The organism is Neorhizobium sp. BETTINA12A (assembly GCF_023006485.1).
In the GTDB taxonomy this organism is placed as follows: domain Bacteria; phylum Pseudomonadota; class Alphaproteobacteria; order Rhizobiales; family Rhizobiaceae; genus Neorhizobium.
Map to the genome: position 1 here is coordinate 1 of NZ_JALBGW010000163.1, position 10148 is coordinate 10148.

General features: G+C 60.4%; 14 protein-coding genes and 1 tRNA gene. 9 read left to right on the plus strand and 6 right to left on the minus strand.

What is annotated here, in order from left to right:
- The coding region (locus tag MOV61_RS24935) for a TOBE domain-containing protein (RefSeq protein ID WP_247138518.1) at window positions 1–425 on the plus strand (425 nt) is incomplete at its 5' end.
- Between the two features lie 66 nt (window positions 426–491).
- Here MOV61_RS24935 and MOV61_RS24940 read toward each other — a convergent pair.
- Window positions 492–1295 carry an inositol monophosphatase family protein gene (locus MOV61_RS24940; RefSeq protein WP_247138519.1) on the minus strand — a complete coding sequence of 268 codons (804 nt, stop codon included), beginning with the start codon at window positions 1293–1295 and terminating at the stop codon, window positions 492–494.
- 157 nt (window positions 1296–1452) lie between these two features.
- On the opposite strand from MOV61_RS24940, the gene MOV61_RS24945 reads away from it, so the two are divergent.
- Window positions 1453–1626 (plus strand): DUF1328 domain-containing protein, encoded by a 174-nt coding sequence (locus MOV61_RS24945; RefSeq protein WP_038545141.1) that lies wholly within the window; start codon window positions 1453–1455, stop codon window positions 1624–1626.
- 233 nt (window positions 1627–1859) lie between these two features.
- Here the strand turns inward: MOV61_RS24945 and MOV61_RS24950 are convergent, their stop codons facing one another.
- The 3 genes from MOV61_RS24950 to cpdR1 all read right to left on the minus strand — a co-directional run bounded on the left by MOV61_RS24950 (window position 1860) and on the right by cpdR1 (window position 2826).
- On the minus strand, window positions 1860–2099 hold the full coding sequence (locus MOV61_RS24950; protein ID WP_038545138.1) for a hypothetical protein: 240 nt from the start codon (window positions 2097–2099) through the stop codon (window positions 1860–1862).
- A 172-nt stretch (window positions 2100–2271) separates the two neighbouring features.
- A tRNA-Val gene (locus MOV61_RS24955) sits at window positions 2272–2346 on the minus strand.
- A 117-nt stretch (window positions 2347–2463) separates the two neighbouring features.
- The gene (cpdR1, locus tag MOV61_RS24960; RefSeq protein WP_037077221.1) at window positions 2464–2826 is read right to left on the minus strand and encodes a response regulator CpdR1; all 363 of its coding nucleotides are present in this window, start codon (window positions 2824–2826) and stop codon (window positions 2464–2466) included.
- A gap of 184 nt (window positions 2827–3010) precedes the next feature.
- Here cpdR1 and MOV61_RS24965 point away from each other — a divergent pair, with 184 nt between their 5' ends.
- Window positions 3011–3898, plus strand: coding sequence for an N-formylglutamate amidohydrolase (locus tag MOV61_RS24965; protein WP_247038363.1), 888 nt, complete (start codon window positions 3011–3013; stop codon window positions 3896–3898).
- A gap of 350 nt (window positions 3899–4248) precedes the next feature.
- A complete protein-coding gene (hisN, locus tag MOV61_RS24970) occupies window positions 4249–5025 on the plus strand; it encodes a histidinol-phosphatase (protein WP_247138520.1) in 777 nt (258 codons plus the stop codon).
- Between the two features lie 21 nt (window positions 5026–5046).
- On the opposite strand, the gene MOV61_RS24975 is transcribed toward hisN, so the two are convergent.
- Window positions 5047–6015 carry an alpha/beta fold hydrolase gene (locus MOV61_RS24975; protein ID WP_157885251.1) on the minus strand — a complete coding sequence of 323 codons (969 nt, stop codon included), beginning with the start codon at window positions 6013–6015 and terminating at the stop codon, window positions 5047–5049.
- A gap of 425 nt (window positions 6016–6440) precedes the next feature.
- Between MOV61_RS24975 and MOV61_RS24980 the strand changes: the two genes are divergently transcribed.
- The 4 genes from MOV61_RS24980 to mazF all read left to right on the plus strand — a co-directional run bounded on the left by MOV61_RS24980 (window position 6441) and on the right by mazF (window position 8394).
- A complete protein-coding gene (locus tag MOV61_RS24980; RefSeq protein ID WP_247138521.1) occupies window positions 6441–6824 on the plus strand; it encodes a YciI family protein in 384 nt (127 codons plus the stop codon).
- A 352-nt stretch (window positions 6825–7176) separates the two neighbouring features.
- Entirely contained in the window at window positions 7177–7659 is a 483-nt protein-coding gene (locus MOV61_RS24985) for an Hsp20 family protein (RefSeq protein ID WP_038545126.1), read from the plus strand.
- Window positions 7660–7816: 157 nt separating this feature from the next.
- Window positions 7817–8059 carry an AbrB/MazE/SpoVT family DNA-binding domain-containing protein gene (locus tag MOV61_RS24990; protein WP_247138522.1) on the plus strand — a complete coding sequence of 81 codons (243 nt, stop codon included), beginning with the start codon at window positions 7817–7819 and terminating at the stop codon, window positions 8057–8059.
- A complete protein-coding gene (gene mazF / locus MOV61_RS24995; RefSeq protein ID WP_151044056.1) occupies window positions 8056–8394 on the plus strand; it encodes an endoribonuclease MazF in 339 nt (112 codons plus the stop codon). Before MOV61_RS24990 ends, mazF begins: the two co-directional genes overlap by 4 nt.
- 17 nt (window positions 8395–8411) lie before the next feature.
- On the opposite strand, the gene MOV61_RS25000 is transcribed toward mazF, so the two are convergent.
- Complete coding sequence (locus tag MOV61_RS25000; RefSeq protein ID WP_247138523.1) at window positions 8412–9413, minus strand: bile acid:sodium symporter family protein; 1002 nt, start codon at window positions 9411–9413, stop codon at window positions 8412–8414.
- A gap of 89 nt (window positions 9414–9502) precedes the next feature.
- On the opposite strand from MOV61_RS25000, the gene MOV61_RS25005 reads away from it, so the two are divergent.
- The coding region (locus tag MOV61_RS25005; RefSeq protein WP_247138524.1) for a LysR family transcriptional regulator at window positions 9503–10148 on the plus strand (646 nt) is incomplete at its 3' end.

Here is a 10148-nt window from a genome sequence, read left to right on the forward strand (position 1 = left end):
TGCGTGCCGGCCGGTTCGCACAGGTGGGGAGCCCGCGCGAGGTCTATTCGCGGCCGGTCGATGCGGCGACAGCGGCGTTTCTCGGCGAGGCGATCGTGCTGCCGGCCGACATCGCCGGCGGACAGGCAAAAAGCCCGCTGGGCGTGCTGCCGGTCGACGACGTCGCCTATCGCGGCAAAGGCGAGATCATGCTGCGGCCCGAACAGGTTACCGTCATGCAGGACAGCAGCCCGGACGGCAGCAGTGGCGCATCGGGGACGATCACCGACATCAATTTCTGCGGTCCGACCTCGGACGTACGAATCAGGCTTGGCAGCGACCCGCAAGGCTTCTCCTTCCGGCTCGACATTCCGAGCCGCGAGACGCTTGCCGCCGGGGATCGGGTGACGATCGGTGTGGCGGGAGCCGCCCACCTCTTCCGGTAAGCCGGCGTGCCACAACTACAGGCCGCCTGAAAAAGGATCTGTGACTTTCAGGATTCTACGGGGCCTTCATCGCCGAAGGTGTGCCGCGATCTCGTCGTGAATGGCAGGCGAGGAGAACAGGACCGCGTTTCCGGATAGATCAGGCGGAATGTTTTCAGAAACGCCTGCAAGGTGGCTGCGGGTTGCACCAGCCTCCGTCGCGATAAGCCCCGCGGCGGCGACGTCCCACGGGAACAGCGTTTCCGTGTGGGCATCCAGCCGTCCGGCTGCGACATAGGCGATATCCAGAACCGGCGCCGCGCCGCGCCGGATGTCCTGGCACATCGACAGAATTATCCGCACCCGTTCCAGCAGCGGACCGGGATCGCTTTTTTCATGCGGGAAACCGGTGCTGATGATCGAACGCGCCAGGCTATCCGGCGAGGACGCCCGGATCGGGCGGCCGTTCAGAAAGGCGCCCTGGCCCTTCGCCGCGGTGAATGTTTCGCCCAAAGCAGGCGCATGGACGCAACCCGCCAGAACGTCACCATCCATGGCGAAAGCGACCGAAATGCCGAAATAGGGATGTCCCCTTGCGTAATTCGCGGTTCCGTCGATCGGGTCGATAATCCATAAGGGACCTGAGTAATCGAAGCGGTGGCTGTCGGCGTCTTCTTCCGAGAGGATGCGGTGGAGGGGAAACTCGGCCTTGATCGCCGCCTGGATAATCTCGTCCGAGAGCAGGTCGGCGCCGGTCACCAGATCGCTTGGCCCCTTGAAGCGGACCTGGCTGCGGGATGCTTCCCACTGTTCGATCACTGCATTCCCAGCCGCGACGGCGGCTTTACTGGCAAGAGACAGCATCCGGTCGTATTCGGTGCTCAATATCATGTGTCGCAATCCAATTCACGTTTCGCGGATATCGCGCAGCGGGCAGGGGCATATTGGAGATACGCCGCTTCGCAGTCGAGGCTTACGAGTGGCACGTTTATGGAACCCTGGAACATTTCTTCGCGTTATCGGACCATCAACGTGAAGGAACAATTCCATGCTGAAATGGGCTCTCATCTTCCTCGTCATCTCGCTGATTTCCGGCTTCCTCGGCTTTTCCGGCATTTCCGCCGCGACGGCAGGGATCGCGAAAATCCTGTTCTTCATCTTCCTTGTCGTTTTCCTGATTTTCGTCGTGCTCGCCTTTGCGGCCGGCAATGCGATTCTCTGATTCTCCTGACGTCCTCGGTCGTTAAGCGCGAGGAACCGTGCCGCTGAAACAAAAAAGCCCCGCCGAAGGTCGGGCGGGGCAAATTGGGGAAAATCCGCATCAGTGACGCGGTGGGTCGCATTTGGCATATTCCATGTCGTGCTACGAGGCGGGTTGAGGCCGATTCGGTACGCTCGAGCGAAAAAAACAGACCGGTCTCGATGCGGCGAGACTGCTCTGCGCAGATGCGGAGGTCAGGGGCGCGACGGATGTTTCTGGGCGAACACCAGCAGCTTCCAGACTACCGGGCCAAGGACGGTATGCTCGTGATGGATTTGCGGGATGGCGGCGGCCTTGTGGACGACGATCTCGTCGCCGCAGGTCCGGCACCGGTAGATCCCGGCATTCGGCACTTTCTGTCCGGGCATCCAGTCCTTGTCGAAGGCCGGCGCGCCGGTCTGGACGAGATGCTCCAAATTCTTGAACTGCGCCATGCTATACTCCCCTTGATTTTGTAACACCATAACAAGCGCAAATGACCAAATCGCCAGCAAGGCTGGTGAAGAGTTTGGGGCGAAGATGTGCCGTTTTGGAACGAATTCGTTAAGGGAGGGGTCAGAAACGAAGAAATCCGCCGAAGCGGATTTCTTAACGTTTTGAACTGGATGGTGGGCGTGACAGGGATTGAACCTGTGACCCCTACGATGTCAACGTAGTGCTCTCCCGCTGAGCTACACGCCCATCCGTGGCGGCGCATAGACCATAGACTGGTCGGGCCGTCAACAGGTTTTTGCCAGGAAATGCGAAGGTTTTTTGAAGGCCTTGCAGATCAGGGCTTTTGCGGCCGGGTTTCCGGTTTCAGGCCGCCAGAAGCTTGTTCACTTCGTCCACCAGATCGCGCAGGTGGAAGGGCTTCGACAGCACCTTGGCATCCTTCGGGGCCTTGGAATCGGAGTTCAGCGCGACGGCGGCAAAACCGGTGATGAACATCACCTTCAGGTCAGGATCGAGTTCCGTCGCCCGGCGGGCGAGTTCGATCCCGTCCATTTCCGGCATGACGATGTCGGTCAGGAGCAGCGAGAAGGGTTCTTCGCGCAGGCGATCGTAAGCGCTCGCGCCGTTGTCGAAGGACGCGACCTTGTAGCCCGCCTTTTCAAGCGCCTTCACCAGGAAACGACGCATGTCGTTATCGTCTTCGGCGAGAAGGATTTTCTGAATCATCTCCAGGACCGTTATCCAATGCAAATTTTTAGAGTTGTCGGTATCTCTTACACTGCCTACGCGCGGTAAACATCCGTTTAATGAGGGTGTAAGAGGATTTGGTAGGGTATAGATAGTATGGACTTCGCCTCGGGCAACTGGCAACATGAGTTCCTGAACAAGTTCGTGACATGGTAAAGGCAGGATGGATTGCAACGTAGGTGATTTTGGACATTTCGAAGTGAGGGAGCCCGCCACGCAGACTATCCCCTTCGTCTTCAATTCGCCTCATAGCGGCAGCTTCTACCCGCCTGAATTTCTCGCCGAGAGCGGCCTCGATTCGCTCGCCATCCGCCGCTCCGCAGACCATTATGTCGACGAGCTTTTCGCCGACGCACCGGAGCTTGGTGCGCCGCTGCTTCTCGCCCATTTCCCGCGCGCCTATCTCGACGTCAACCGGGAGCCCTACGAGCTCGATCCACGGATGTTCGACGGGCCTTTACCGCCTTTCGTCAATATCGGCTCTATGCGGGTCGCAGGCGGGCTGGGCACGATTCCGCGGATCGTCGCCGAAAACATGGAGATCTACCGCCGCCGGCTGCCGGTCGACGAGGCGATGTCCCGCATCGAAACGATCTACAAGCCTTACCACGCCTGCCTTCGCAAACTGATCGCCCGCACCCATGCCCGCTTCGGGCTTGCCATCCTGATCGACTGCCATTCGATGCCGGGCAATATCCGGCTCTCCGGTTCGGATGTGCGGCCCGACTTCATCATCGGCGACCGCTACGGCACCAGTGCGTCTGCCGAACTCTCCCGGGCGGCGATGCAATTCCTCGACGGCATGGGTTTTTCGGCGGTGCGCAACAAACCTTATGCCGGCGGCTTCATTACCGAACATTACGGACGGCCGGTGCGCGGCCTGCACGCGCTGCAGATCGAGATCAACCGCGCGCTCTACGTGGACGAGATGACGCTTGCCAGGCGGCCGGAATTCCCGGTGATAGCAGCCGCGCTTTCGACCTTCATGCGGCAGATGGCGGACTTCGTCGTCGACTTCGCAGGCGGCGACAGCGCGCTCGCAGCCGAATAACCTCCCTTAAAGTTTTCCACAGGTTTGGTCTACCGCCTGCCGGGTGACTGGCTCGCCAGCTCGATTGAGGGCAAAAAAAACCGCGCTTGTGGGCGCGGCTAAGTCTAGGGAGGAAACACCCAAGGAGGGTATTTACAGTCAAAGACTGTGCATTGAAGCTATGAGTGCGCTGCACAAATGTCAAGCATCTTTTTTGACTGATTAAATATGCGCCATTTTTGGGCGGTTTGGTGAGTTTTTCGGCGCCGGTCGATTGTTTTTTGATTTTCTGCCCAGGATCACGCGAATCCGGTTTTCAGTTTCAGGCGAGTATCCTAGAAGAGATCACCTCTTCCTCAGCGGATCTCCCCATGCTTCCCGATCGCGACTTCTTCGATGCGCTTGCCGCCGCCGCCAAGGCCGAGACCCTGCCACGCTTTCGAACCGGCCTTTCGGTGGTCAACAAGTTGCTGGGCGGGTTCGACCCGGTGACCGAAGGCGACCGCGCCGCCGAGACGGCGATCCGGGCGATGATCAGTGAGAAGTTTCCCGAGCACGGCATTCTCGGCGAAGAGCATGGCAATGTCGGCCTCGACCGCGAACATGTCTGGGTGATCGATCCGATCGACGGTACGCGCGCCTTCATTTCCGGCCTGCCGGTTTGGGGCACGCTGATCGGCTTCCAGTCGAACGGCCGCGCCATCATGGGCCTGATGGACCAGCCTTTTATCGGCGAGCGTTATTTCGCCGACGGCACCCGCGCCTGGTATTCAGGCCCGGATGGCGAGCGCCAGATTTCGGTGCGTGACTGCGGCAGCCTTGCCGACGCCACCCTGTTCACCACGTCGCCGCATATCTTTGCCGGCGACGATCTGGCGAGATACCGTTCGGTCGAGGAAAAGGTGCAGCTGTTCCGTTACGGCTGCGATTGCTACGCCTATGTGCTGCTCGCCTCCGGCCATGTGGATATCGTGGTCGAGAACAACCTGAAGCCTTATGACGTCGGTGCGCTGATCCCGATCATCGAGCAGGCCGGCGGCATCATCACCACCTGGGACGGCGGGCGCCCGGAAAACGGCGGCAATATCCTCGCGGCCGGCAGCAAGACCGTGCATGCGGAAGCGATGAAGCTGCTTTCCGGCAAATAGGTTGGCAGACAGACCCGCGGATCAAGCAGCGGTTTCGGAAAGCCCGAAGCTGCCATCCTGTCCAGGCATGAAGGCCTCGATCGCCGCGAGCGCCTGGGCGCGATAGATATCCTTGTCGTGAAACACTTCGTGGCGTCCGCCGTTGATGGTGATGAGCTGGCCGGCGCGGAAATTGCGCGACAGTTCCTCCTGCGCCGCATAGGGGACGATGGCGTCGAGAACGGGAGCGAGGATCAGGGTTGGAATGGTGATCCTGGTCAGATGCGATTGAGAAGATACGCGGCGAGCCGCCTTGAACGTCTCGTGCAGCCAGCGGGCCGTCGGCGGGCCGATCGTCAGCTCCGGATGGGCGGCGCCGATCTCCATGTTGCGGGCGAAACGCTTGCGGTCGGAAGTCAGCGGGTTGCCTTCGAAGGCGCGGTTGCTGCGATCGGTGCCCATCGAGACGCGGCCGAAACCGGTCCAGCTCGCAATCCCGGCAAGCGTGCGGATGAAGCCTTCCGGAACACCCTGACCTGAGAGCGCGATATAGGGGGCTGCAACCGCCATCCGGTTGATGCGGTTCGAAAGCCGCGGGGCGGCCGAGAGTGCGATCAGGGCACCGGTCGAATGGGCAACAAGGAAGAAGGGCAGGCGGGCATCGGGCAGCACGATATGTTCGAGGAAGATCTCGAGATCCCGCTCGTAATCGGAAAAGCGGCGGACATGGCCCTTGCGCGGATTTTTCGTCAGCCGCTGCGATCCGCCCTGGCCGCGCAGGTCGAAGGTCGCGACCCAGAGGCCCATGGCGTTGAGGTCACGGATCGTTTCGAAGTATTTTTCGATGGACTCGTTGCGGCCCTGCACGAGCACGATAGTGCCGATCGCCGGTGATATCTCGGAGCGAAACAGACCGTAGCGCAACCTTGTGCCGCGATGGCCGGTGAAATAGCCGGCCGAATAATTGGCCGGCGCCGGGTTGCCCGGGGTCGGGTGGAGAATGTCGCCGATGGAATCTGCCGCTTCGCTCATGCCGGCCAGCGTCAGCCAGCGGCGGCGGGACGTCAAGGAGATTGTTGTTTGGAGGATGTGATGTGGGTTGGGGTGCGTGCAGGGTTGCCCCTCATCCCCCTGCCGGGACCTTCTCCCCGTTCTGACGGGAAGAAGGACGCAAGTGGCCGGTTCGTCGCTCCCTCTTTTCGCAAGAAGGTAGTGTTTCCCAAGGACCTATGAGGGACGAGGAGGGTGCGGCATATCCTCTTCTCCCCGTCAGAACGGGGAGAAGGTGGCGGCAGCCGGATGAGGGGCAACCGCAACCTGAGGGGTTGCCGCAATCACTGATTGGACGGATGACTTGCGCGGTGGCGATCAAATATGTGTAGTCAAGGCCATGGAGCTCTGCGCGCAATGCCGGCCAGATCGGGAGGAGACAAGCCATGTATTACGCAATTCTTGCCTATCACCAGGAGGGGGTGGTCCAATCCTGGACCGAGGAGGAGGACCAGGCGCTGATGACCGAGCTGCTCGAGGTCAATGACCGCCTGGTTGCGCAGAAATCCCTGGGACCTGCCGCCCGGCTCGGGCCGACGGAGGGCGCGGTGACGCTGCGCGGCAAGGGCGAAGGCATGGTCATCGACGGACCGTTTGCCGAGACCAAGGAGCAATTGCTCGGCCTCTACGTAGTGGATTTTCCGACGATCGAGGGGGCCATTGCTGCCGCCCGAGATCTGCGCCGGGCCAATCCGACGGCGGTCTACGAAATCAGGCCGATCCTGCTTTATCTGCCGGGCGCATCGCTGGAGTCTCGGGCCGAGGACTGAAGGCGTTTTCAGCAGGAAAAAAGAAGCCGGAATCGCGGGGCTAGGGATACCCCAAGCGATTCCGGCAATTGATGACCGAAGCGAAGGGACGAATGGAGCTTCGGTCGAGAGAGACAGTCTGCCTTCCACTGTCTTTTCTATCAAAACGATCCTGAACCGGCCCGAAACGTGCCGTTCATGTCAGGTTCACGCGCAAAACTGCGCCGCAAACCGGGCTCTTGAAGCCGCGGAAATCAATCCCCATCTGAACTCTGCGGGCGCCAAACGGGTCCGCTGAACGGGACCGCATCGCCAATCAAGGGATGCGCAAACCCAGATAAAAACCGCAACGTCGCTTCCCAAGGAGGACTCCATGCGTCACGTCGATTTCTCGCCTCTTTATCGTTCCACCGTCGGTTTCGACCGTCTTTTCAACCTGCTCGACAATCGCGGGCCGGCAGATCAGACGCCGAGCTATCCGCCCTACAATATCGAGCGGACCGGCGATAACACCTATCGCATCACCATGGCCGTTGCCGGTTTCGATGAAAAGGAACTGAGCCTCGAAGCCCATGCGAACGTGCTGACCGTGAAGGGTGAAAAGAGCGAAGACGAAACTGCTGCCGAACAGAGCGAATACCTCTATCGCGGCATCGCCAAGCGCGCCTTCGAGCGCCGCTTCCAGCTCGCCGATCATGTCGAAGTGCAGTCCGCTTCGCTGAAGAACGGCCTGCTCCATATCGATCTCCTCCGGAACATTCCGGAAGCCATGAAGCCCCGTCGGATCGCGATTGCCGCAGACGCAGTCGCTCCGAAGACGATCGAGGCTCAGGTCACCCCGCAGCAGGTCAACTAACCCGCTGCCGGGCACCCGGTCGATATAGTCGAGCAAGCCCAATGCGGCCCTTCCTCTTGGGGGAAGGGCCGTTTTTCGTTTTTGGGGAGTTATTTGACCACCCGGCTCTAGAGGTCTACTGTATCGACAATGTATCTACTTGGAGTTGGAGCGACCAATGCGCGTGACAGTCAAAAAATGGGGTAACAGCGCCTCAGTGCGCATTCCCGCCGCCGTCATGGAGGCTGCGCAGCTGCAGATCGACACGGTCGTTGATGTGTCTGAGGAAAACGGGCGGATCATTATTGAGCCGGTGCGGGATGCGGAGCTTGATCTCGACCAGCTCGTTGCGGGGATGACACCCGACAATCTGCATGAGGAAATCGATTTTGGAGGGCCTGTTGGCAAGGAAGCCCTATGACGGCTGCTTCCTATGTTCCAGAGGCCGGAGATATCGTCTGGCTGGAGTTTTCTCCACAGGCGGGACATGAGCAGGCCGGACGCCGGCCTGCCGTCGTGTTGAGTCCCCAAAGCTACAATCGCTTCGGCTTGATGCTGTGTTGCCCGATGACCACCAAACGGAAGGGATATCCTTTCGAGGTGGCGATCGGCGACGACGGAGACAGCACGGTCCTTGCCGACCAAGTGAAGAGCCTCGACTGGAAGGCGCGCAATGCGCAGCGGAAAGGCCGGGTTTCCACCCGTGAGCTTTCCCAGATCAGGGCCAGAGCAGGTGCGCTGATCGGCAAGCCCTGATCAGCACCACCGGCCCCTCAAGCCGCAGCCGGTGCCACGACCATATCCTTCTTCGCCTTCAGGCGGTTCGCATATTTCTGGGCGATGACGGCGCAGGCCATCAGCTGGATCTGGTGGAAGAGCATCAGCGGCAGGACGATGGCGCCGATCGAGGAGGACTGGCCGGAGAAGATGGCGTTGGCCATCGGCACGCCGCTTGCGAGCGATTTCTTCGAGCCGCAGAAGGTGATGGTGATCTCGTCCTCCTTGTTGAAGCCGAGCGCGCGGCTGCCGAACATGGTGATGCAGATGACGACTGCCAGCAGCGCCATGTCGACGAGGATGACGACGCCGATATCGAGCGCGGAGAAGGTGCGCCACAGGCCTTCCATGACCGCTTCCGAGAAGGCGAGGTAAACGACCATCAGGATCGAGCCGCGGTCGACGGGGGCGAGCATCTTCTTCTTCGAGCGGATCCAGTTGCCGATCCAGGGCTGCAGGATTTGGCCGACGACGAAGGGGGCGAGAAGCTGCAGCAGGATGCTTTCGAGCGCATCCCAGGAGAAACCGGAGTCACCGGTGGTCGAAAGCAGGATGCCGGCGAGAAGCGGCGTCAGGAACATGCCGAAGATGTTGGAGCCGGAAGCGGCACAGATCGCCGCCGGCACGTTGCCGCCGGCCATGGAGGTAAACGCGATCGAGGACTGTACGGTCGAAGGGAGCACGCAAAGGAAGAGGATGCCGGCATAAAGCGGTGCCGCCAGGATATCTTCCGGAATAAATCCGATCATCAGCCCAAGAATGGGGAAGATCGCGAATGTCGTCAGCAGGATCGTCAGGTGCAGGCGCCAGTGCAGGATGCCGGCCACCACTACGTCGCGCGACAGGCGCGCGCCATGCAGGAAGAACAACAGGCCAATGGCGATGTCGGTCGCGACGTTGAACCAGTCGGCATAAACGCCATGGATCGGCAGGACCGAAGCGAGGATGACGGTGCAGACGAGAAGGACCGTGAAGCGGTCCGGCAGAAAATGGCTCATGGGCGAGATTCCTCGGATTTGAGGATTTACCCTTCACTTATCATGAAGCAGAATTCAAACACTAACAGTTATCACGGTAACGGATAGCCATGCTGAACCTTCATCATCTGAACAGTTTCGTCATGCTGCAGCAGACCGGCAGTTTCACGGAAGCGGCGGCCCGGCTGGGCGTCGGCCAATCGACCGTCACCCAGCATATCCAACGGCTGGAAAAATCGCTCGGCCGTCAGTTGGTGTTTCGCGATACCCATCAGGTAAAGCTGACGGCGGAAGGCGAGGCGCTGCTCGGCTATGCGCGCGGCATGCTGGATATGAACGGCAAGGTCGCCTCGCTGTTCGGCGAAAGCCGGTTGCGTGGGCGGTTGCGGCTCGGAGTTTCGGAAGACGTGGTGGCGAGCCGGCTGACGTCGATCCTCGAAGATTTCATCCGGCTTTATCCGCTGGTCGATCTGGAACTGACCGTGGCGCTTTCCGCGGTGCTCTACCAGATGCAGGACATTGGCGATCTCGATCTGGTGCTCGCCAAGCGGCATATCGGCGAGACGCATGGGCGGCTGCTTTATCGCGAACCGCTGGTCTGGCTGGCACGCGATCCGGACCATGTCCTGTCGCGTGGCGATGCGTTGCCGCTGATCGCGTTTCCGCCGCCGAGCATTACGAGGCGCGTCGCCCAGGAGGCGCTCGACCGGGAAAAGATGGCCTGGCGGATCGTCTGCACCTGCGGCAGCTTGAGCG